Genomic DNA, 22,591 nt, shown 5'->3' with positions numbered 1-22,591 from the left:
TCCCCGAGCTTCGATGCGTCTATCCTCGAACTCTTGCTGGCGGTCGCTTCCGGCGCGACGATGGTCATTGCCCCCACAGACGTCTTCGGCGGTTCGGAGCTGTCCGATCTGTTACGCGAAAAGCGTGTGACGCACGCGTTCGTCACACCGGCGGCATTGGCGTCTTCTGATCCAGAGAGCCTCGACGACCTGTCGGTCATCGTCGTAGGCGGCGAGAGCTGCCCGCCGGAGCTCGTGAACTCCTGGGGTGCTGATCGAGCGTTCTTCAATCTCTACGGGCCGACGGAGACAACGGTGGCCAGCAATATCTCCGACCGTTTGAGCCCGGGGGATCGGATCGTAATCGGCGGAACCATTCCGGGAATGACTGCGCGCGTGCTGGACGAGAGGCTTCGAGTCGTGCCGGTGGGAACCGCCGGTGAACTCTACCTTTCGGGGAGTGGACTCGCGCGGGGATACCGAGGGAAGCACCCACTGACGTCGCAGCGCTTTGTTGCGAATCCGTTCGGGGACACCGGGGCTCGTATGTATCGAACCGGAGATGTAGTGCGGCAGAGTAATTCGGGTGCGCTCGAATTCATTGCGCGCAACGACTTTCAGGTCAAAATACGAGGCTTTCGTATCGAACTCGGTGAGATCGATTCTGCGTTCAGCGCGCACCCCTCCGTAGCATTCGCCGTTACCGTCGGCCACCGGGCGGGTTCGGGAGAACAATCGCTCGTAACTTACGTTCGCCCTGCGGTCGAGAAGGGCATCGACGTGGATGCCCTCCTCGCATTCGTGACAGCAAGTTTGCCAAAGCACATGATTCCTGCGTCGATCATGGTGATCGATCGCATCCCACTCACGCCTGTGGGCAAGTTGGACAGGCAGGGTTTACCGGAGCCGATATTCGCGGTCCGCGAGTATCGGGCGCCGAAGACCGATGTCGAGATTTCGATCGCGGCAGTGTTCACCGAGATCTTGGACGTCGAGCAAGTCGGGATGGACGACGATTTCTTCGATCTTGGTGGCAATTCGTTATCGGCAACGCGTCTGGCAGCGCGAATTGGCGCGGCACTCGGGGTCAATATCGGTGCACGACTGGTCTTCGAGGACTCCACGGTTTCTGGGCTTGCCACAGCCGTCGCCCAGCTGGACGGTGCAGACTACCGACCGTTGACGCGTCGCCAACGCACCGACCCCATTCCACTGTCGTACGCCCAGCAGCGAATGTGGTTCCTCAATCGTTTCGACACCTCGTCGCTCGCCTACAACGTCCCGTTGGCAATCCGGTTGACCGGTGATCTCGACACGGAAGCGCTGGAAGGCGCCCTCTTCGATGTGATCGCTCGACAAGAAGTCCTCCGAACGCTGTATCCGGAAATCGATGGAACGGGAAGTCAGCTGGTACTTCCGATCGCCTCGGTCAATCGGCACCTACGGCGCATTCGAGTCGACGAAAGAGACGCGATCACGCGAGTGACCGAGTTCGTCGAGCGAGGCTTCGACGTGACCTCCGAGGTCCCGCTACGGACTGCATTGTTCGAGGTGACCCCGAACAACGGAGAAATGGGCGCAGGAGAGGCCGTTCTGGTCGTGGTCGCGCATCACATCGCTGTCGACGGCTTTTCTATTGGACCACTGGCACGCGACATAATGACCGCTTACGCGGCGCGCTTCTCCGGTGAGGATGCCGGGTTACCCGAGCTCGCTGTGCAGTACGTGGACTTCACATTGTGGCAGCGCGAAGTGCTCGGGGACGAGGACGATCCGAATTCCGTGCTTTCTCGACAGGTGGCGTACTGGAAGACCCAGCTCGAGGGCGCTGCCGAAGTACTGGAGTTACCGTCCGATCGGCTCCGGCCGTCGGCACCGAGTGGGGCAGGAAAGTCCTACTCCTTCGTCATCGACCAGGCGACGTCAACTGCCATCGACGATCTAGCCAGCGAGCGTGGCACAACCCCGTTCGTGGTGCTGGAGACAGCGTTTGCAGTGCTGCTCGCGACAACGTCGGGCACCAGCGATATCGCGATCGGCACCGCTGTGGCGGGCCGCGGCGAAAAAGCACTCGACGACGTTGTCGGCATGTTCGTCAACACTCTGGTGTTGCGCAACGATATCGACGAACGGCGTGGTCTCGTCGATCTCCTGGATACAGCCCGCGATACTGCTAGGGATGCTTTCGCCAACGCCGATGTGCCTTTTGAACGGTTGGTGGAAATTCTGGACCCGCCACGGTCGACCTCACACACTCCGCTGTTTCAGGTCATGCTGACTCTGCAAAATCTCGAAACGACAGAGCTGTCGCTCGCGGGACTCGACATCACCGCCGTAGACGTCGACCGGACCACGGCTCAGTTCGATCTAGCTCTCACTCTGGTGCCGTCGGGCGACTCGGGCGGCACCATCGGCGGGACGTTCGTCTACGCCACCGATCTGTTCGACGAGGCGACTATCGCGCCGATGGCAGAACGGTTCCTGCGGGTTCTCGATGCGATGGCGCAGACGCCCTGCGCCACCGTCCGCACCTTGGACTTACGGAGCGCCGACGAAAAGAATGCGCTGGCGCGGTGGAACGACACGGAGGGAACGCCGGCAAGAGGTTCGGTCGTCGACGCCTTCGTTGCCTGGGTCGGAACTACTCCAGATGCGCCCGCGGTGGTGTTCGGCGGGCGTACGTGGACTTATTCGGAGTTCTCCGCTGGTGTCAACACATTGGCGCGCTTCCTCATCGAATCGGGCGTGGGCCCTGAAACTGCCGTCGCTGTCGTCGGGACTCGGTCCCAAACAATGCTGCGATCCATCTTTGCGGTACTGACAGCTGGAGGAAATTACGTCCCGATCGATCCCGAGTGGCCGGCGGACCGCATCGATTACGTGCTGGAAGTTGCCACGCCGACTGCAGTTCTGACATCCGCCGATGCACCCGGAATCGAAGTCGGCAACACCGATGTGCGGGTAATCGATGTGGACTCCCTCGACTTGTCCGCTCGAGACGATGGCCCGATAGAGTCCGCACACCTGGCGGCACCGGTGTTGCCGGAGAACCTTGCGTACACGATATTCACATCGGGCTCAACCGGTAGGCCCAAGGGCGTATCGATCTCGCATCGAGCCATCGTCAATCAGCTGGAGTGGCTGGAACGTGAGTTCCGGATCGAGTCGAGCGATCGAGTACTTCACAAGACCTCCATAGGTTTCGATGCGTCCGTATGGGAGCTGTTCCTACCCCTGCGCGCTGGGGCATGCCTGGTGTTGGCCGAACCCGACGGACATCGTGACCCGCACTACTTGGCCGGTGTCATCGCGACACAGCGCATATCGATCGTGCAGTTCGTGCCTTCCGTACTGGCTTTGCTGTCTGAAGCCGCTGAGCCCGGCCAGTTCGACACTGTGCGCGCTTTCCTGGTCGGAGGGGAACAGCTGTCCGGGACGGTGGCGTCGGACATTCGCGCCCTCGGGGGAGCCGATGTACACAACGTCTACGGGCCGACCGAGACGTCAGTACAGGTGGCCCATCACGCGAGTGTCGTTGCGGATGTCGAGATCGTCCCCATCGGTACTCCGGTGGCCAACGTCCGTTTGCATGTCCTCGACACCGGACTTCACGAGGTTCCGGTGTCGGTGATCGGCGAGTTGTACGTTGCGGGAGAACAGCTCGCACGAGGCTACTGCTCACGAGCCGCGTTTACCGCTGAGCGTTTCGTGGCCGATCCGTACAGCAGCGACGGCGGACGAATGTACCGGACGGGTGACTTGGTTCGACGGCGCGCAGACGGTTCGCTCGTCTTCGTCGGGCGTAGGGACGCCCAGGTCAAGCTGAACGGTCTACGGATCGAGCTCGGGGAAATCGAAGCCGCCCTGCGGACCGCCGACGGTGTCGTGGCGGCCGCGGCAGCGGTGGTCCAGAGCACCCTCGTCGGATACGTGGTGCTTGCGCCGGGCCGGACGTTCGACGAGGCCCAGATCGACTCCGCCACGCACGCACGGCTGCCGGGCTACATGGTGCCGGCGGCGACGGTCGTATTGGATCGGCTGCCGCTGAACTCCAGCGGGAAGCTCGATCGGTCGGCGTTACCTGCGCCCCGGTTCGAGTCCACTCACAGCTACCGTGAACCCACCTCGGACACCGAGCAAATTCTCTCGTCGCTCTTCGAGGGGATCCTGGGTATCGAGAAGGTTGGTCTCGACGATTCATTCTTCGGACTCGGCGGCGACAGCATCATGTCGATTCAGCTCGTGTCGCGGGCAAGGTCATTGGGCCTCTCGTTCCGCCCGCGCGATGTGTTCGAAGCCAAGACCATCGCCCGGCTGGCAGAAGTGGCGGTGCCGTCGACCTCGGAGCGCGAGGTCGTACTGGAGGAGATCGACGGCGGAGGCGTTGGGGCGATGCCAGCTACTCCGATCGTAGAAGCGATGCTCGAACGCGGGTCGGACCATTCTCGCTTCACCCAATCGACCGCGCTGCAGTTGCCGTTGGGCATCGAACGAACTCAGATCGTCGCGACTATCGCGGCCGTGGTCGATCACCACGACATGCTTCGATCCAGGCTCGTGGCAACCGAGACCGAGAACATCATCGAGGTGGCACCCCGTGGAACGGTAAACGTCGACGCACTTGTGCGCCGTGTCGAACTGAATATCACGGCCACGGAAGCCGAAGTAGCCGACGCAGGATCACGCGCGTTGGACGACGCCCTACGTGCTCTTTCCACGCAGGACGGCGTGGTCCTTCAGTTCGTGTGGATCGACTTCGGACCGATCCGCAAGGGCCGTATCATCGTCGTCGCTCATCACCTGCTAGTAGACGGTGTGTCCTGGCGAATACTGATTCCGGACTTCGTCACAGCCTGGGCGCAGTACGCCTCGGGTACTCCGATTGCTCTGGCCCCCGTTGGCACATCCATGAGGACTTGGGCGCACGCGCTGAACGCGGAGGCCGAGAGTGACAAACGAGTTTCTGAGCTCGGATACTGGGCCAGGGTGCTCAGCACAGACGATCCCCTAATCGGTTGCCGCGCGTTCGATGCGAAACGCGACCGCCGATCCACGATGAAGTCGGTGACTGTCCTCTTGTCTGCTGACGTCACCGACGGGATTCTTACTCGCGCACCGAGCGCGGTTCGGGGTGGCGTGAACGATGTGGTGCTGACAGCCCTCGCGCTGGCATTGACGGTGTGGCGCCGGACCCGGGGCGTCGACGCGCAATCTTCCCTGATTCTGCTCGAAGGACACGGCCGCGAGGAGGACGTGGTTCCGGGGGCAGATCTGTCTCGTACAGTCGGTTGGTTCACCACCGTGTTCCCAGTCTCGCTCGATCTGTCCGGTGTCGATATCGACGCGGCGTTCCAGGCCGGCCCTGACGCAGGTGCCGCGCTCAAGAGAGTCAAAGAACAACTGATCGCGGTGCCGGACAAGGGGATCGGCTACGGACTTCTGCGTTACCTGCGATCGGATCGCCCCGCGACGTTGGTAGAGCGATCGCCCCAAATTTCCTTCAACTACCTGGGCCGGATGGGATCTGCAGAGCTTCCGCCGGAAGCCGACCTGGGATGGTTGCCCGCGTCGGACATGGGGGCGATCGCCGCAGAACCGGACGATCTCGCGTCGGTTGCGGTGATAGACATCAACGCAATGGTTGTCGGACAAGCCGGTGCGGAGCAATTGACCGCAAGTTGGTCGTATGCATCCGATGTCGTGAACGAAGAGGACACCGAAGAGCTAGCTCAGCTGTGGAAGCGCGCCCTGACCGCATTGGTGACCTATACGGACGAGGCGGGTTCAGCCGGTTTGACCCCGTCCGACGTGTCACTGCTCCCGACGAGCCAGTCGGATATCGATGCGTGGGAAGAGCGATACGGGGCCCTCGACGATATATGGCCGCTCACTCCACTGCAGAAGGGTCTGCAGTTCCATGCGTTGGCTGCAGGCTCGGATCCGGATGTCTACACACCACAGATCGAATTGGCCCTCGAAGGCGCGCTGGACATGGCTCGGTTACGCGCGGCGGCGAATGCCCTAGTGAGTCGACATCAAAGTTTGCGAACAGTGTTCCTCCGCGATACCGATGGACAGTCCGCTCAGTTGGTTCTCGCGCGACGCGACGTCCAGTGGACAGAGGTGGATCTGTCGGCGGTGCCCGAGCCTGATGCGCGCTATGCAGAAATCCTCGCGGCCGATCGGTTGAAACGCTTCGATCTTGAGAAGGATCCACTATTACGCTTCACGGTGGTCCGGATGGCCCCGGATCAGTTCCGACTGTTGACAACAGACCACCACATCATCCTCGACGGTTGGTCTATGCCGATTGTCATGCGGGAACTTATCGCACTGTATGCATTGCATGGGGACGATTCGTTCCTTCCTCGGGTTCGCTCCTATCGCTCATATCTCGCTTGGTTGACCACACGCGACATCGGCGACTCCCTGCGAGCCTGGCGAACGGTATTCGACGGAATGGACGAACCGACACTGTTGGCAGGCACCGTCCGCACCTCTGTGTCGACGTGGGCATCGGCTCAGGACTTGACCCTGAGCGAGGAGACCACCAGGGCGCTGACGAACAGAGCGGCCGAGCTCGAGATCACCATGAACACATTCGTCCAGGCCGCTTGGGCAATGCTGCTCACGCGCACTCTCGGCCGAGATGATGTCGTCTTCGGCGCGACGGTCTCGGGTCGGCCCGCCGGGATCGAAGGAGTCGAGAACATGGTCGGGTTGTTCATCAACACATTGCCAGTAAGAGTCCGCATGCTGGGCGACGACTCGGTCGCTGACTTTCTGCGCCGTCTGCAGAGAGATCAGGTGGAACTGCTGGAGTATCACCACGTGGGGTTGAGTCAGATCAAGCGCGAGGTCGGCCCCGGGGCGGAATTCGACACCCTGACGGTCTTCGAGTCGTACCCCATCGACGAATCGGGGATCGCGCAACACAGTGCATCGATCGATGGACTGCGGGTGCAAGGAATGACCTTCGCCGAGTCGACGCACTACCCGGTGGTGCTGCGCATCACGTCGGGATCACAGATCAACGTTCGGCTCGAGCATATGGATGAAGTGGTCGACGCCGATGCCGGTCGACGGCTGCTGTCCTCGTTCGAGGCTGTTCTACGGTCGTTCGCGTCCGACGACGAGCAACCTGCCCGGACACTTGCGGGCTCGCTATCGCCCGTCGATGTTCGTTCCTGGCCCATCCGGGCTAACCTGGAACCCAGTCACTCGAGCGAAGCAGATACCGCAACGATCGAGGCCGTGTGCGCTGACTTCTTCCCCGGTACGAACATCTCGCTGGAGCGCAACTTCTCTGAGATGGGAGGTTCATCTCTCGATGCAATGGCTTTCGCGAAGGTCTTAGGATCCCATCTAGGAGTGCATGTTTCGGTCGAGGCAGTCTCGGGGGCGCGAACGATGGCAACACTGCCGCTGCGGTATTCGCGTGCCGAACAACCGGAATGAACGCATCATTGATATCCCTCGCTACCGCCTGGAGTGATGGTCTTCTCGGACCGGCTGTATTCGACGAGTTCTGTCGAGTGTTGATCGGTCGACAACTGCCTGGACCGTAGGGTGTGACCTATGGGTTCGAAATTCACACGCCGATCGTTTCTCGGAGGTACGGCCGCTGGCAGCGTCGGTCTCGCGCTCGGGGGGAGTTCGAGTAGTCCGGCTCGCGCCCTTCCAGCTCCTGAAACGATCGATGCATCCGACCCCGCGATGCTCGATGCCCTACAAGCCGTCAGCCTGCTGCAATCCGGCATCCTTCATCCCGGGGAGCTGCTCGACGCCTACTTCGAGCGCAGCCGCGCAATGGACCAACCGGTGAACGCCTGGATTCGCATCTACCCCGAGGTTGCCTACGCGGCCGCCGAGGCAGCTGCTGGGCGACTGTCTGCCGCCGGTCGCGCGCGCGAGAACGGTTCGGTTCCGTTGGTATGTGGGCTCCCGATCGGTCTCAAGGACCTGTACGCGGTCAGGGGTCTGCCAGTGACAGCTTCCAGCCGTGTATTGGACGGGAATATCGCTTCCGGCGACTCGGGTGTGTGGCGGCGACTGGATGAAGCAGGCATGGTCTTGATGGGCCATACTCACACACACGAGTTCGCGCTCGGTGTGGCTACGTCACAGGTGGGCAATCCATGGGATTTCTCGAGGTCGGTCGGCGGCTCATCCGGGGGTAGCGCGGCGGCCCTGGCTGCTTGTTTCACACCCCTGTCGGCAGGCACCGACACCGGTGGTTCGCTGCGTATCCCGGCATCTGCCTGCGGGATCACATCCATCAAACCCACCTACGGTCGTTGCAGTACCGCCGGCGTGATTCCACTGGCGTGGACTCGGGACCACACGGGGCCGATGGCGCGAAGCGTGGCAGACGCGTCGCTGCTCCTGAGCTACATGGCGGGTGCCGACCCCGGCGATCCCACTACTTCCGCTGGGCCTGACGTCCCGGCCAGCGGCTATCCCATCTCTGCCAAGGGGGGTTCATCACCTCTGACCGGGCGGCGAATCGGCTTGCCTGGCAACGCCCTCGGCGACCTACCCGATGCTCTCACGGTCCTGTTCGAGGAGGCGCTGGAGTCGGCACGCCGATTGGGAGCCGAAGTTGTGGACGTAAATTTTCCCTCCGTGCCTGCCAGCCTGATGCTCGGGGACCGTGTGGAGGTCGGCGCGTATCACCAGCAATTCGCGGACCGAATCGGGCTGTATGCACCGGACAACGCACTTCTTGTCGGTAGAGACATCGCCGCGTTGGCAACTCCAGTATTCGATTACATCGGGTTCGAACGTGACCGCCTCCGCTTCCAGCGTGACTACAACCGCATGTTCTACGATTCGTCGCTCGACGCCATCATGCTGCCAGGCGCCACCGTGGACGGCATGAAGCGAAATCAGTACGCAGGTTTCAGCGTTTTCGACGGCGTTACCGCTAATGTGATTTGGGCAAACTATGCTGGAGTGCCTGTCGTGAGCATGCCCGTCGGAAGGTCGCGGGAGACGGGAATGCCGTTCGGTGTGCAGATCGGCGGGCTAGCTTGGGATGAAAGCACGATTATCGAGATCGGACTCGAGTTGGAATTCGAGTCTCCTCAGTGGCGAGAGGTTCCTCGATGGGTCGGCGCGCCGCGCAGAATTCCAGAGGTGACCGTTGCTCAGCCGGGTCTTGGACCCGAGGCGACAAACACCAGGTCCGATCCGCCATCGCTGTACGCTCTCCCGACCCTGTCGGCGCGGAGGTAACAGCTTCCGAGTTCGTGGAGACCGGGCAGGCATCGGACGCGGTCGACAGCTCGATGCTTGCGCCATACCTGTGTTCGGTACGTGCCGCCTGGATTACGCCCGACTGGCGCGGCGGGGGTGCTGGAGCCCATTTTGCACAGCCTCGTACATGCGCAACTACAGCGACCGTTCAACAAGGAGGAGCGCTGTTCGCAGCGTAGTTCACATCGAGTGCGGATTTGACCATGTACAGGGGGACCGGATCGGTCACTAGGCCGATGTGCGAGGTAGTCGCTGCTGGGCATAAGTCCTGGACCCAGATATTGCGGACCGACAATGCATCTCCGGACCGGAGGAATGTGTTCTCAGCTGGAGTCGAAACGGCGTCGTTACGTGTGGCGATGACGGTGTAGTCCACGCCGGGTTGAACATCTCCGCCATCGTTGAGGCTGACCAAAGTTGACGAGCCCACCAACTGTTGAGCTCCCGCCATGTTGTAGGCCAAGGGTGCCAGCGCGTCGCCGGGTAGACCGAGTGAGGTCAGAAGAGTGGACAACTGCTGCAGGCCGCCGAACGTAGTGCCGTGGTTGGTCGCTCCCAAAGTGACCAATGTATGCACCTTGTTTCGACTGGGGTCTTGCAAATCGGTGCCGCCATCGAACTTCATGTACTGACGCGCGGTCACGCCACCTTGGGAATGACCGACCATATCGACCTGGGCCGCACCCGTGCTCTGTAGGACTTCATCGACAAAGGTTGCGAGTTGACGGCCAGACGCGACAATATCGCCCGAACCCCAAACTATCTGGCTGGGATCCAGCAGGAGCGATACCCCTCCGTAGTTGAGTGCGAAAACGCAATATCCCTCGCTCTGGAGCTGGGGAGCCAGCGTCTCCCAGGCGGACGCGTCCATTTTCGTGCCGTGGACGAGAACGACAGGGCGCGGATGTGCAGCGCTGGGAACACAGCCGAAGTCGTTGGCACCGACCAGTTGGGGCGTTGTCGACACCGAGACTCCCGGAGGCAAAGGCTCGGCCACAGCAATCCCATTACCGACGAAAGACAAGGCCCACACGATCGCCACTAGCAGGGTGGCACGGAAATTTCGGGATAGGTTGTTCGGCATGGCCTCGTTCTTAGATCGGTGACGGTTGCCGAGGCTGGAGCAACCTAGGCGAAACCGAAGCGTAACAGGCGGGCCATTGTGACGTGTTGACGTGGAAACAGGCCATCGCCTCTGCACACAGAGCTTGGGTAAAGGAAATGCAGCTCACGTCGTTATCGCTGTGATGCTTCATGAACGACTGTTTCTCTACCTGTCGAAAATTCATGAAATTATGGGAGGGTGCAGGTTATCCGGATGCGGATGCTTTCTTGTAACCGCGGATAGCGGGGATCAAGAACACAACTGCCATTCCCAGTGACCACGCAAGGGTGTGCAGCACCGGCGTCAGAACCGGACCACCCATCGCCAGGTTTCGCATGGCATTGACCGCGACCGACATCGGCTGCGCCGCGACGACCGGTTGAAGCCATGGCGGGTAGGCGAGCACGGGTACGAAGCCGGCGTTGAAGAACATGAGCAGGGTGGCGAAGATCGACACGACTTCGACCAGGGGTGCGTCACCGGCAACGGTGGCCAGGAATGTGATCATCACCGCGAACCCGATACCGAATACGACCGGTATCAGGATCAACAGGATGCCGGCCGAGATTCCCTGGGTGAATCTGAACCCCATCGCCACACCGGCGCTGGTGATGACGATGGTGGTGACGAGCACTCGAACTGCTTCGGCAATCATTCTGCCCAGCAGACCGGCGGCACGGTGCGTGGGCGTCGTCCAGAACCGCGACAACAAACCCGATTTCCGTTCGCCCTTGAGACCGACAGCGCTGACGATCGATCCGAACATCGCTCCGACGAGAGCGATCATCGGTACCTGGCCGTAGATCGCGGGCGATCCGGTGGCCGCGGAAATCGAGTTCCCGAGCACGACACGGAACATGACCAGCATCAACGCGGGGTACAGCAGCGCTTGAATCATCGTCGACGGATCGCGCATCCAACGCATCAACAGTCGCTTGGCCTGGATCAGACTGTGAGTCCAGAGCGCACGAAGTGACCCTTCGCGCAGAACCATGTTCGGTTCGGGAAAGGTCAAGCTGGACACGCGGGTTGTGTTCACCGACGCTTCTGACATCGTCATTTCGGACTCGTCACTCTGGCCTGGAGCTCGCCCAGATGGCGAGCGGTACGAAGAACAGGATCAAGCCGACCACCCACGCGAGAGACGGCCACAACACCTGGAAGCTGACTCCGCCTTCGGCCATGTCCCGCATCGCGAAAGAGAACTGCGAAATCGGTTGGTTGCGCACGAACGGGCGAATGAGCTCTGGGAAACCACTTTCGGGAACGAACCCGCACGAGGCCATACCGAGAATGAGCTGGGGGAGGGTCAACACCTGGCTGGTCGCTTCGGGACTCTTCGACAGCGTTCCGATTGCATCTGCACCGATCGACAACGTCGTGCTGATCAGCATGGCGAGCACGCAGAACAATATGGCTTGACCGAATCCTGCGGTGAAGCGAAAACCGATGACGTAACCGAAGCCGAGGGCGGATACGAGCGACACCAGCGAGCGGACGACACCGCTCGAAATTCGCGACACCAGCGGGACACCGCGTGTGACGGGCATCGTCTTCAAACGAGAATTGAGTCCGCTCATCGCCTCCGTCGACGCCCGTTGCGCAGCGGAAATGGCGGTGAACGCCATCGCCTGCAGGACGATGATCGGCATCAGGAACTGGGCATAGTTGATGCCTTGCAGGCCCATCACGAACTTCAGTGGCAGGTAGAAGCCGATGGTGAAGATGAGCGGAGCGACGACCGCGATCAGCAACTCGCCTTTGGTGAGCATGGTCCAGAGCGCGCGACCGGTGAGGGCCTGCCACTGCACGAAACCCGAAGGCCTGGTCCTCGAACGCCGTTTCGGCTGCTGCGTCGTCGATCCGGTGGTGGTTCGCGGTGCCGTGACCGCGTGGGTCTGCGACACTCCGCGCGTCGTGGCCGTCATGGTGTCGTACTCGTCTGAGAGCTGCCGGTGAGGGTGAGGAACACGTCGTCGAGCGACGGGCGGCGAAGGGCGATGTCTGCCAGCACGATCCCGACGGCGTCGATCCGGCGCAGGATTTCGGACAGAGTCGCCGCCCCGTCGGGCGCAGGTACGGAGAGTCGGTCGGAGCTAGCGGTGATCTCGGCGTGTACGGCAGCAGGGACCATATCTCCCAATGCTTCGGCTGCCGCTCGGAGCTGACCGGGGTCGAGAGGTACGACCTCGCAGTAGCTGCCACCCGTCTTCGCCTTGAGTTGGTCCGAGGTGCCCTCCGCGATGACGGTGCCCTTGTCGATGACGATGATGTTGTCGCTGAGGACGTCTGCTTCTTCGAGGTACTGCGTCGTCAACAGCACGGTGATGCCCTGGGCTTTCAGTGCCTCGACCAAAGACCACACACCCTGCCGGCTGCGCGGATCGAGCCCGGTGGTCGGCTCGTCCAAGAACACGACCTCGGGCCGGACGACCAACCCGCATGCGATGTCGATGCGGCGACGCATGCCGCCCGAGTACCCGCGCACGGGCCGCTTTCCGGTGTCGGACAGGTCGAACTCGTCGAGCAGGGCTTTCGCGCGGGTTTTGGCGGCTTTTTTGTCGAGGCCCATCAGACGGCCGAAGAGTTCGATGTTCTCCCGGCCCGACAGCGTGTCGTCGAGCGCCGCATACTGCCCGGTCATCATGATCGAACGACGTACCGCCGGAGCGTCGGAGACAACGTCGTGGCCCGCAACGAATGCTCGGCCGGTGTCGGGTGCGATCAGAGTGGAGAGCACTTTCACGGTCGTCGTCTTACCGGCACCGTTGGGTCCGAGAATCCCCAGAACGGTGCCCCGCTCCGCGGAGAAGCTGATGCCGCGCAGCGCATGCACATCGCCGAAGGACTTGTTCACGTCCTCCACGTGTACGGCTGCGTGTTGAGCTGACGACATCGAATCTCCGAGCTGTTGGGACGAATGGTCGGACCGGACCTCATGGATCGATGGCCACTACTTGATACCGGAATTCCGCGGAAATGTTACCTGCGGGTCGCGGCCGGGTGAGTTTCGCAGTCACCCCCAGTCGATATCGATGCTGTCCTCGACGTCCAGCTTTCGGCACAGGGATCGCAACCCGCTGTAATCCTGAACCAGTGCACGGCGGCTGCTGTCCTGCTCGACATCGGCGAGCATCTGTTCTGCGCCGCGCACGCCCTCGAGTTCGAGTATGCGTCCCCAGGTGGAGAAATCGCTGCTCGAGAACGCATCCATCCCGTCGACGAGGCCGTCGAGGAATTTCTGTCGGTCGCTCGATCCGAGTCGGTCGAAGACGATCGCGGCCATGTCGTCGGCAATCGAGGCATGGCAGTACTCGTCGCGGTTGTGCAGCTTCACGGTCGCTCGGTTGATGGGCTGGATGACGTCGTCGTCCTCGATCAGGTCCAGATACGATGTGATGGAAATCTCCGCGACGGTCATGAAAGCCAACGAGCTGATGGCAGACGACCAGGGGTCGTCACTGGTTGCCTGCGCTGTGCGCTGCCGACGTACGGTGGAGCTGAAGGGCAGAGCGCGTTCCGACAGAGCCCAGCCGCGCCCGCGGCGCGTCGCTGCGCTCGCGTTGAGATGCATCAGTGTGTGGTACTGCTCGTCGACCATCGCCTGGGTCACGGCCACGGCCAGGGTATCGCCCATTCCGGTCTCGAAAACGTCCTGCGCCAGAAGCGCGAACCCAGGATGCACGACGTGCTGCTCGACGTCCATCACGTTCTTGTTGAACGCGATCCACCCCCATGCGCGCAGACGATTCTGCTGCTCGGGCGTTGCGCCGGTGAAGGTGTCGTGCTCGCCGAAGGGAATCAGAGCGTCGGGGAAATCCTGCTTCGCCGTGTCGAACAGATCGTCCAGCTCGGGTTCGGGCTTCTTCACCGTCGCGCGCTGCGCCCAATTCTTCGCCAACCGTGCGACGACCGCACTCTCCACGACATCGTCGGAGTCGAACTCCGGCAACGACGGTTGTTCCAACATCGAAGGCCTCGCCTCTGTGCTTGTCGAACTCGTATCCATCCGAGCCGCGTCTGGCTGCTCCGCGTGCATCTCGTGCGCGGTCATCGATCACCACCGCTGCCTCGAACGATACCGAACATCTCTGCGCACACGGCTCGATACCGATCGCCGCTTGCGCCCAGAGCAGCTTCTGCCTGGTTCAACAGGCGACCGAACTCCGCCTCGGAACCTGATTCGACGGTCTCGGCGAGCGTATTCGCCGATCGAACCAAAGCCGCCCTGGCCTCGGAGGCATACGGATTGCCTGCCTGGACATCCCAGTAGACCTCGGGTTCGCCACCGGTGATGCGAGCGAGAACGGCGAGCATCGTCGTGTGTGGGGGAGGCGCTACCGCATCGATGTCGACGAACGGCAGATCGAGCTCGGCCAAGGCCAGGCCGAATGCCAGAACACTCGCATGCGTGAGCGCTTGCGTCGCGGCCGCGAGACGATCGTGGCGCTCGGCGTCGACAAGGACTACTCGGCCACCCCACCGGGCGATGCTGTCGAGGAAGGCGTGCACCGGCAATCCCTCGCGATGAACGACTGCGGCAACCGGGCGACCGGTCATCCCCAGAGACGGAGCGAACATGGGATTGACACCCACGGTGGCACCGAGGCGATCGGTGGCGTCCAGATGGCGAGCGAAGCCGGACTTCACCGACAAGGTCTCCACCAGCAGTGCATCAGGGCCCAGCGCTGACAGGTCTGCTGCCAGCGCCACGGATTCGGGAACCGCCAGAATCACCGTTGTTGCCTGCCGAAGTAGCAATTGGATCGGTTCGTCGGGCGCGGTGATATCGCCGATCGTGACCGGCGAGGTGCGCCCTGACGAAGCGTCCCGAACGTCGACGACCGTCACGGCAGAGCCGTCTCCGCGAAGCAGTTCGACGAACATGCGACCGACCGCTCCCGACCCTCCGACCACCACTACCGCGTCATCGCGCAGCGACTGCATCTCCGTGTTCACCGTTCGAGTATGTCAACGGGACGCGGCGGAGACCCAGATCGTGATGTCCGCGTGCACCACCTCGACGCCTGCGGTGTCTCGGATCGAGACCGGCACGACGATGTCGAGACCGTCGGTGACGGCACCGAAGTCGGGGACCGAATCGAGTTCGGCCACTGCGCGCAGGGATGTGGTGGCCTTCGTCAGATATTGGACGTTCATGGACTTGGGAATCCACCGATGCGTCGTCGGCACCGTGGCCTCGGCGAGCATGCCCATCGCCACTTCGGCGAGATTGCACGCTGCGATCGCGTGGAAGGTGCCGAGATGATTCCGGATTCCGAACCATTTGGGTGCGGTCACCTCGCAGCGACCCGGTTCGAGCGCAACCACCCGCGGTAGTACGGATGAGAAGTAGGGGACCCGAAGACACATGCCGACGGAGAACACGACGGAACCGATAGTGTTGTTCGGGAGCTTCGACCAGGCGCGATAGGTGGCACCGGTGGTGTTCTCCAATGTGGTCATGGGGACTACCTTACTGCTGGGTAAGATAGTGCGGCGGATATCGGTGGAGCCCGAGTTGATCTGTCGCGCGGTCTGCGGCATACTGGTCGGGTTGCCTGGACACAGGGTGCGCTTGCGTGCGGCCTGAACCAGGTGAGCCGGCTGCAAAGCCGGCTGAGCAAGAACATGAGACCAGCGCTCCACGTGAGCGCGTCCGGTACACCAGCTCGATCGGTGCGGATTTCGTCCCATTCGGATGGTTGAAGCGAAAGTTTCAGCGCAGAAGAATGAGTGGAATCACGACACGCCCGACCGCGTGGACCGGAGAACCATGACAGATGAAGAGCGGCAACGGATGCAGGCGACGCCTGGGTCGTCAACGTTTTTCACTGTCGTGTGTGCACGAAGGCAGTTCGAGTCGGTGGTTTTCCACGGCTCGGGGACTGTGCAGACGAGGTGGAACAGGCCGAACGGCCCGTTCTGCGACCAAGCGGCAAGAAAAGGACACTAAGCGTGGCGGGACAAAAGATCCGCATCAGGCTCAAGGCCTACGACCATGAGGCGATCGACGCGTCAGCGCGCAAGATCGTCGAAACGGTCACCCGTACGGGTGCCCGCGTCGTCGGACCGGTGCCGTTGCCGACAGAAAAGAACGTGTACTGCGTCATCCGTTCGCCGCACAAGTACAAGGACTCGCGCGAACACTTCGAGATGCGTACTCACAAGCGGCTCATTGACATCCTCGACCCGACACCGAAGACGGTGGACGCGCTCATGCGCATCGACCTCCCGGCCAGTGTCGACGTCAACATCCAGTGAGCGCGGAGACAACGATGACTGATAACAAGAATCGGCCTGCGACAGGAATTCTGGGCACCAAGCTCGGAATGACCCAGGTCTTCGACGAGAACAACCGCGTCGTTCCGGTGACCGTGATCAAGGCGGGCCCCAATGTGATCACGCAGATTCGCACCCAGGAACGTGACGGCTACAGCGCCGTCCAGGTCGCCTTCGGTGCGATCGACCCGCGCAAGGTGAACAAGCCCACCTCCGGCCAGTTCGAAAAGGCAGGTGTCACGCCGCGTCGCCACATCGTGGAGATCCGCGTTGCAGACGCCTCGCAGTTCGAGGTCGGCCAGGAGCTCACTGCTGCAGTGTTCGAGGACGGCGCATACGTCGACGTCACCGGCACCAGCAAGGGCAAGGGCTTCGCCGGAACCATGAAGCGTCACGGCTTCAAGGGTCAGGGTGCGAGCCACGGTGCACAGGCTGTGCACCGTCGCCCCGGATCCATCGGTGGCTGCGCAACGCCCGGTCGCGTCTTCAAGGGAATGCGCATGTCCGGACGTATGGGTGGCGACCGCGTCACGACGCAGAACCTCTCGGTCCACAAGGTGGACAGCGAGAACGGTCTGCTGCTGATCAAGGGAGCGATCCCGGGCCGTCGCGGCAACGTCGTGATCGTCAAGTCTGCATTGAAGGGTGGTGCACGGGCATGACCAGCCTCGAGAAGAACACCGAGACCAAGCTGACGCTCGATGTCAAGGAAGCCGGCGGCAAGACCAACGGCACCGTCGATCTCCCCGCGGAGATCTTCGACGCACCGGCGAACATCGCGCTGCTGCACCAGGTCGTCATTGCACAGCTGGCAGCTGCTCGTCAGGGAACTCACTCCACGAAGACTCGTGGCGAGGTTCGCGGCGGTGGCAAGAAGCCGTACCGGCAGAAGGGCACCGGCCGCGCCCGTCAGGGCTCGACTCGCGCTCCTCAGTTCGTCGGAGGTGGCACGGTCCACGGACCGCAGCCGCGCGACTACAGCCAGCGGACCCCCAAGAAGATGAAGGCCGCCGCACTGCGCGGAGCCCTCTCCGACCGGGCCCGCAGCGAGCGACTGCACGTCATCACCGAATTGGTTGCCGGGCAGGTCCCGTCCACCAAGGGTGCGAAGACCTTCCTCGCCGAGATCTCGGACCGCAAGAAGGTCCTGCTCGTCGTCGGCCGCGAGGACATCGCAGCCTGGAAGAGCGTGCAGAACCTGGACGGCGTGCACCCCATTGCACCCGACCAGCTCAACACCTACGACGTGCTCAACGCCGATGATGTCGTCTTCAGCGTGGAAGCGCTGAACACCTTCATCGCTGGGCCTGCAAAGAACGAGGAGGCAAGCAAGTGACCACGATCGCCGATCCCCGCGACATCTTGCTGGCACCGGTCATCTCCGAGAAGTCCTACGGACTGATCGAAGACGGCACGTACACGTTCCTGGTGCACCCGGACTCGAACAAGACGCAGATCAAGATTGCCGTCGAGAAAATCTTCGACGTCACCGTGACCAGCGTCAACACGATGAACCGTCAGGGCAAGCGTAAGCGGACCCGGTTCGGTTACGGCAAGCGCAAGGACACCAAGCGCGCGCTCGTAACGCTCTCCGCCGACAGCAAGCCCATCGAGATCTTCGGAGGTCCGGTCGCGTAAGCGACTGGGACTCTTCGGATATAGAGGACGAGAAGACTCATGGCAATCCGTAAATACAAGCCGACAACCCCGGGCCGTCGTGGCTCCAGCGTGTCCGATTTCGCTGAGATCACGCGTTCGACCCCCGAGAAGTCGCTGATCCGCCCGCTGCACGGTCGCGGTGGACGTAACGCACACGGTCGAATCACCACCCGGCACAAGGGTGGCGGTCACAAGCGTGCGTACCGTCTCATCGATTTCCGTCGCAACGACAAGGACGGCGTGCCGGCCAAGGTCGCTCACATCGAGTACGACCCCAACCGCACCGCGAACATCGCACTGCTGCACTTCGCAGACGGCGAGAAGCGCTACATCGTTGCACCCAAGGGCATCGCCCAGGGTTCGCCGATCGAGCAGGGTGCCAATGCCGACATCAAGCCCGGCAACAACCTGCCCCTGCGCAACATCCCGACGGGTACGACCATTCACGCGGTCGAACTCCGCCCGGGCGGTGGCGCAAAAATGGCCCGCTCTGCTGGAGCGAGCATTCAGCTCCTCGGCAAGGAAGGCCCCTACGCCACGCTGCGTATGCCGTCCGGTGAAATCCGTCGCGTCGACGTGCGCTGCCGCGCAACCGTCGGCGAGGTCGGCAACGCCGAGCAGTCGAACATCAACTGGGGCAAGGCCGGCCGCATGCGCTGGAAGGGCAAGCGCCCGACCGTTCGTGGTGTCGTGATGAACCCGGTCGACCACCCGCACGGTGGCGGCGAGGGCAAGACCTCCGGTGGACGCCACCCGGTCAGCCCCTGGGGACAGCCGGAAGGCCGTACCCGCAAGAACAAGGCGAGCGACAAGCTGATCGTCCGTCGTCGTCGTACCGGCAAGAACAAGCGCTAGGAGGGAGTTCAGAATGCCACGCAGCCTGAAGAAAGGCCCGTTCGTAGACGATCACCTCCTCGCGAAGGTTGACGTCCAGAACGACAAGGGAACCAAGCAGGTCATCAAGACCTGGTCCCGTCGATCGACAATCCTCCCCGACTTCATCGGTCACACTTTCGCCGTCCACGACGGTCGTAAGCACGTACCGGTGTTCGTGTCCGACTCGATGGTCGGCCACAAGCTCGGAGAGTTCGCACCGACCCGCACGTTCAAGGGTCACATCAAGGACGACCGGAAGGCGAAGAGGCGATGACCAACTTCACCCCCACCGCCAATCCGACTGCCAAGGCCGTAGCGAAGCATGTTCGCGTCACGCCGATGAAGGCACGTCGAGTCGTGGATCTGGTTCGTGGGCGCTCCGTCGAGGACGCGCTCAACATTCTCAAGTTCGCGCCGCAGGCAGCAAGCGAGCCGGTCGCCAAGGTGATCGCGTCCGCAGCGGCCAACGCCGAGAACAACCTGGATCTCGATCCCAGCACGCTGATCGTCGCCACGGCATACGTCGACGAGGGAACCACCCTCAAGCGATTCCAGCCGCGCGCTCAGGGCCGGGCATTCCGGATCCGCAAGCGCACCAGCCACATCACGGTGATCGTCGAAAGCCTGCCCAAGACCGGCGGAGCATCTCGCAACCGTCGTAAGGGCCAGGCGTCCAAGGAAGGGGCTCAGTAGTGGGTCAGAAAATCAACCCGCACGGCTTCCGCTTGGGTATCACCACTGACTGGAAGTCGCGCTGGTACGCAGACAAGCAGTACTCGGAGTACGTCAAGGAAGACGTCGCGATCCGTAAGCTCCTCGCCACCGGCATGGAGCGCGCGGGCATCGCGAAGGTCGAGATCGAGCGCACCCGTGACCGTGTTCGCGTGGACATCCACACGGCACGTCCGGGCATCGTCATCGGTCGTCGTGGTGCCGAGGCCGACCGCATTCGCGGTGCCCTCGAGAAGCTGACCGGCAAGCAGGTTCAGCTGAACATCCTCGAGGTCAAGAACGCCGAGTCCGAGGCTCAGCTCGTGGCCCAGGGTGTTGCCGAGCAGCTCAGCAACCGCGTCGCATTCCGTCGCGCAATGCGTAAGGCCATCCAGTCGGCCATGCGTCAGCCGAACGTCAAGGGCATTCGTGTTCAGTGCTCCGGTCGTCTCGGTGGTGCGGAAATGTCTCGCTCGGAGTTCTACCGCGAGGGACGCGTTCCCCTGCACACGCTCCGTGCCGACATCGACTACGGGCTGTACGAGGCCAAGACCACCTTCGGTCGCATCGGCGTGAAGGTCTGGATCTACAAGGGCGACATCGTCGGCGGACGGCGTGAACTCGCCGCTGCTGCAGCTCCGGCTGCCGGTGCCGATCGCCCGCGTCGCGAGCGTCCCACTCGTCCGCGTCGCAGCGGTGCCTCGGGCACCACAGCGACCAGTACCGAGGCCGGCCGCGCGGCATCCGCTTCCGAGGCTCCTGCCTCGACCGAACCCACTCAGGAGGGCTGACGCATGTTGATCCCCCGCCGGGTCAAGCACCGCAAGCAGCACCACCCGAAGCGTTCGGGTGCCGCCAAGGGCGGAACTCAGGTGACGTTCGGTGAGTACGGCATCCAGGCTCTCGAGCCCGCCTACATCACCAACCGTCAGATCGAGGCCGCTCGTATCGCGATCACTCGCCACATCAAGCGTGGTGGCAAGGTCTGGATCAACATCTTCCCGGACCGCCCGCTCACCAAGAAGCCTGCCGAGACCCGCATGGGTTCCGGTAAGGGTTCGCCGGAGTGGTGGATCGCGAACGTCAAGCCGGGTCGCGTGCTCTTCGAGCTGTCGTACCCCGATGACACCATCGCGCGTGAGGCATTGACTCGCGCCATCCACAAGCTGCCGATCAAGGCACGCATCATCACCAGGGAGGAGCAGTTCTGATGGCTACCGGAACCCCAGCCGCAGAGCTCCGCGAGCTCACCGGTGAAGAGCTGGTCACCAAGCTGCGTGAGTCGAAGGAAGAGCTGTTCAACCTTCGTTTCCAGATGGCTACCGGCCAGTTGGACAACAACCGTCGACTGCGTGTGGTGCGCCACGAAATTGCGCGTGTGTACACGGTGCTCCGCGAACGTGAGCTCGGCTTGGCCTCTGGTCCCTCCGAGGACACAGCAGGTGACGCAGCATGAGCGAGGAAAAGACTGTGACAGAAGAGCGCAACAATCGTAAGGTCCGGATCGGCTACGTCGTATCCGACAAGATGGACAAGACGATCGTGGTCGAGCTCGAGGACAGGGTCAAGCACCCCCTCTACAGCAAGATCATTCGTCGCACCACCAAGGTCAAGGCTCATGACGAGAAGGGCGACGCCGGCGTAGGCGATCGCGTTCAGCTCATGGAGACCCGCCCGCTGTCCGCCACGAAGCACTGGCGACTGGTCGAGGTTCTCGAAAAGGCCAAGTAAGCACTCTGTGCTCGAAAACCCACCTCCGACAACGGGGGTGGGTTTTTTGTTTTCGATGCCAGGTCTGGTTGGCTGTGAGCCGTGAACGAGTCGACAACCATGAAGCGTCGTCGACCGTCTCTGGTTTCGGTGATCGTTCCGACGTTCGATGCGATCGCTACGATCGGACACCAGCTCGATGCGCTGGCCGCTCAGGACTACGACGGCGCATACGACGTCATCGTCAGTGACAACGGTTCGATCGACGGGTTGCGCGAATGGCTCGATGAGCGGTTGCGGGTGGACGGACAGGTCGTGCACTACGTGGACGCCTCCGGTTCGGCTGGGGCATCTCACGCACGCAACGCGGGTGCGGCTCACAGCTCAGGCGAGTTCCTCGCATTCTGTGACGCGGACGATGTGGTGCGGTTCGCCTGGTTGCGCGAGCTGGTAGCGACTGCCTCGACGGCTGATCTCGTGAGCGGTTCGCTCGACACCTCGGTGGTGAACTCGGCGGCCACGTACCGCCGACGTCCCCTGAGCCCATCTCTCCACGGTTTCGAGACCGACTTTCTGCCGTATGCACCGGGGTGCAACTTCGGGGTGTGGTCATCGGTGTTCAGGGTTGTTCGAGGCTTCGACGAAACTATGACCGATGGGGGAGAAGACCTCGATTTCTCGTGGCGGGTGCAGTTGGCCGGGTATCGGATGGCTCATGCAGGCGCAGCAATTGTCGACTACCGGCTCAGGCCGACGGTTCGGGAGTTCTGGTCTCAGGTACGCAGGTATGCCGTGGGCGACGTTCTGCTGTATTCGGCGTATCGCGAGTACGGGTTCACCGGATTATCGGCGACGGATTTTGCACAGCATGTCCTGCGACTGCTGGTCACGAATCCTGCAGTCCCGCAGAAGCTTTCGCGGTCACCCCGCGGGCAGTGGATCGGCGCCACGGCTGTGGTCGTCGGTCATCTACAAGGCTCGATCCGCTACCGGACACTGTTCCTGTGACGC

21 protein-coding genes are annotated in these 22,591 nt (G+C 62.2%); 14 read left to right on the top strand and 7 right to left on the bottom strand.

What is annotated here, in order from left to right:
• Window positions 1-7,437 (top strand): non-ribosomal peptide synthetase (locus RHODMAR_RS20460; RefSeq protein WP_157226154.1); only part of this gene is annotated, 7,437 nt, incomplete at its 5' end.
• A 120-nt stretch (window positions 7,438-7,557) separates the two neighbouring features.
• Window positions 7,558-9,216, top strand: a complete 1,659-nt coding sequence (locus RHODMAR_RS20455; RefSeq protein WP_042939966.1) for an amidase — start codon at window positions 7,558-7,560, stop codon at window positions 9,214-9,216.
• Between the two features lie 169 nt (window positions 9,217-9,385).
• Here the strand turns inward: RHODMAR_RS20455 and RHODMAR_RS20450 are convergent, their stop codons facing one another.
• The 7 genes from RHODMAR_RS20450 to RHODMAR_RS20420 form a co-directional block, all read right to left on the bottom strand.
• Window positions 9,386-10,321, bottom strand: coding sequence for an esterase/lipase family protein (locus RHODMAR_RS20450; protein ID WP_008718336.1), 936 nt, complete (start codon window positions 10,319-10,321; stop codon window positions 9,386-9,388).
• Between the two features lie 226 nt (window positions 10,322-10,547).
• Window positions 10,548-11,402 carry an ABC transporter permease gene (locus RHODMAR_RS20445; RefSeq protein ID WP_008718333.1) on the bottom strand — a complete coding sequence of 285 codons (855 nt, stop codon included), beginning with the start codon at window positions 11,400-11,402 and terminating at the stop codon, window positions 10,548-10,550.
• A 10-nt stretch (window positions 11,403-11,412) separates the two neighbouring features.
• Window positions 11,413-12,270: an ABC transporter permease gene (locus RHODMAR_RS20440; RefSeq protein WP_008718331.1), complete on the bottom strand. Its 858-nt coding sequence runs from the start codon at window positions 12,268-12,270 to the stop codon at window positions 11,413-11,415.
• The gene (locus RHODMAR_RS20435) at window positions 12,267-13,238 is read right to left on the bottom strand and encodes a daunorubicin resistance protein DrrA family ABC transporter ATP-binding protein (protein WP_008718329.1); all 972 of its coding nucleotides are present in this window, start codon (window positions 13,236-13,238) and stop codon (window positions 12,267-12,269) included. Before RHODMAR_RS20435 ends, RHODMAR_RS20440 begins: the two co-directional genes overlap by 4 nt.
• Window positions 13,239-13,358: 120 nt before the next feature.
• On the bottom strand, window positions 13,359-14,312 hold the full coding sequence (locus tag RHODMAR_RS20430; protein ID WP_008718327.1) for an AurF N-oxygenase family protein: 954 nt from the start codon (window positions 14,310-14,312) through the stop codon (window positions 13,359-13,361).
• A gap of 80 nt (window positions 14,313-14,392) precedes the next feature.
• A complete protein-coding gene (locus tag RHODMAR_RS20425; RefSeq protein WP_008718324.1) occupies window positions 14,393-15,289 on the bottom strand; it encodes a prephenate dehydrogenase dimerization domain-containing protein in 897 nt (298 codons plus the stop codon).
• Between the two features lie 24 nt (window positions 15,290-15,313).
• The gene (locus RHODMAR_RS20420; RefSeq protein ID WP_008718322.1) at window positions 15,314-15,808 is read right to left on the bottom strand and encodes a hotdog fold domain-containing protein; all 495 of its coding nucleotides are present in this window, start codon (window positions 15,806-15,808) and stop codon (window positions 15,314-15,316) included.
• Window positions 15,809-16,300: 492 nt separating this feature from the next.
• Between RHODMAR_RS20420 and rpsJ the strand changes: the two genes are divergently transcribed.
• The 12 genes from rpsJ to RHODMAR_RS20355 all read left to right on the top strand — a co-directional run bounded on the left by rpsJ (window position 16,301) and on the right by RHODMAR_RS20355 (window position 22,588).
• Window positions 16,301-16,606: a 30S ribosomal protein S10 gene (gene rpsJ / locus RHODMAR_RS20410; protein ID WP_003938093.1), complete on the top strand. Its 306-nt coding sequence runs from the start codon at window positions 16,301-16,303 to the stop codon at window positions 16,604-16,606.
• Between the two features lie 14 nt (window positions 16,607-16,620).
• A complete protein-coding gene (gene rplC, locus RHODMAR_RS20405; protein WP_008718319.1) occupies window positions 16,621-17,286 on the top strand; it encodes a 50S ribosomal protein L3 in 666 nt (221 codons plus the stop codon).
• Window positions 17,283-17,960 carry a 50S ribosomal protein L4 gene (gene rplD, locus RHODMAR_RS20400; RefSeq protein WP_008718317.1) on the top strand — a complete coding sequence of 226 codons (678 nt, stop codon included), beginning with the start codon at window positions 17,283-17,285 and terminating at the stop codon, window positions 17,958-17,960. Before rplC ends, rplD begins: the two co-directional genes overlap by 4 nt.
• Window positions 17,957-18,262: a 50S ribosomal protein L23 gene (gene rplW / locus RHODMAR_RS20395; RefSeq protein ID WP_008718314.1), complete on the top strand. Its 306-nt coding sequence runs from the start codon at window positions 17,957-17,959 to the stop codon at window positions 18,260-18,262. Before rplD ends, rplW begins: the two co-directional genes overlap by 4 nt.
• 39 nt (window positions 18,263-18,301) lie before the next feature.
• Window positions 18,302-19,138 carry a 50S ribosomal protein L2 gene (rplB, locus tag RHODMAR_RS20390; protein ID WP_008718311.1) on the top strand — a complete coding sequence of 279 codons (837 nt, stop codon included), beginning with the start codon at window positions 18,302-18,304 and terminating at the stop codon, window positions 19,136-19,138.
• Window positions 19,139-19,151: 13 nt separating this feature from the next.
• Window positions 19,152-19,433 carry a 30S ribosomal protein S19 gene (gene rpsS, locus RHODMAR_RS20385; RefSeq protein WP_008718309.1) on the top strand — a complete coding sequence of 94 codons (282 nt, stop codon included), beginning with the start codon at window positions 19,152-19,154 and terminating at the stop codon, window positions 19,431-19,433.
• Window positions 19,430-19,852 (top strand): 50S ribosomal protein L22, encoded by a 423-nt coding sequence (rplV, locus tag RHODMAR_RS20380; RefSeq protein ID WP_008718306.1) that lies wholly within the window; start codon window positions 19,430-19,432, stop codon window positions 19,850-19,852. Before rpsS ends, rplV begins: the two co-directional genes overlap by 4 nt.
• Window positions 19,852-20,661, top strand: coding sequence for a 30S ribosomal protein S3 (rpsC, locus tag RHODMAR_RS20375; protein ID WP_008718304.1), 810 nt, complete (start codon window positions 19,852-19,854; stop codon window positions 20,659-20,661). The genes rplV and rpsC overlap by 1 nt, the downstream gene beginning before the upstream one ends.
• Before the next feature lie 3 nt (window positions 20,662-20,664).
• The gene (gene rplP / locus RHODMAR_RS20370; protein ID WP_008718303.1) at window positions 20,665-21,081 is read left to right on the top strand and encodes a 50S ribosomal protein L16; all 417 of its coding nucleotides are present in this window, start codon (window positions 20,665-20,667) and stop codon (window positions 21,079-21,081) included.
• Window positions 21,081-21,326: a 50S ribosomal protein L29 gene (gene rpmC / locus RHODMAR_RS20365; protein ID WP_008718301.1), complete on the top strand. Its 246-nt coding sequence runs from the start codon at window positions 21,081-21,083 to the stop codon at window positions 21,324-21,326. The genes rplP and rpmC overlap by 1 nt, the downstream gene beginning before the upstream one ends.
• On the top strand, window positions 21,323-21,601 hold the full coding sequence (rpsQ, locus tag RHODMAR_RS20360) for a 30S ribosomal protein S17 (RefSeq protein WP_008718299.1): 279 nt from the start codon (window positions 21,323-21,325) through the stop codon (window positions 21,599-21,601). The genes rpmC and rpsQ overlap by 4 nt, the downstream gene beginning before the upstream one ends.
• A gap of 81 nt (window positions 21,602-21,682) precedes the next feature.
• Window positions 21,683-22,588: a glycosyltransferase gene (locus RHODMAR_RS20355; protein WP_051048206.1), complete on the top strand. Its 906-nt coding sequence runs from the start codon at window positions 21,683-21,685 to the stop codon at window positions 22,586-22,588.
• The last annotated feature ends 3 nt before the right edge of the window (window positions 22,589-22,591 follow it).

Origin of the sequence: Rhodococcus sp. AW25M09, from assembly GCF_000333955.1 — a bacterium.
Lineage (GTDB): Bacteria > Actinomycetota > Actinomycetes > Mycobacteriales > Mycobacteriaceae > Rhodococcoides.
This window is presented reverse-complemented; position numbering and strand designations above follow the sequence as displayed.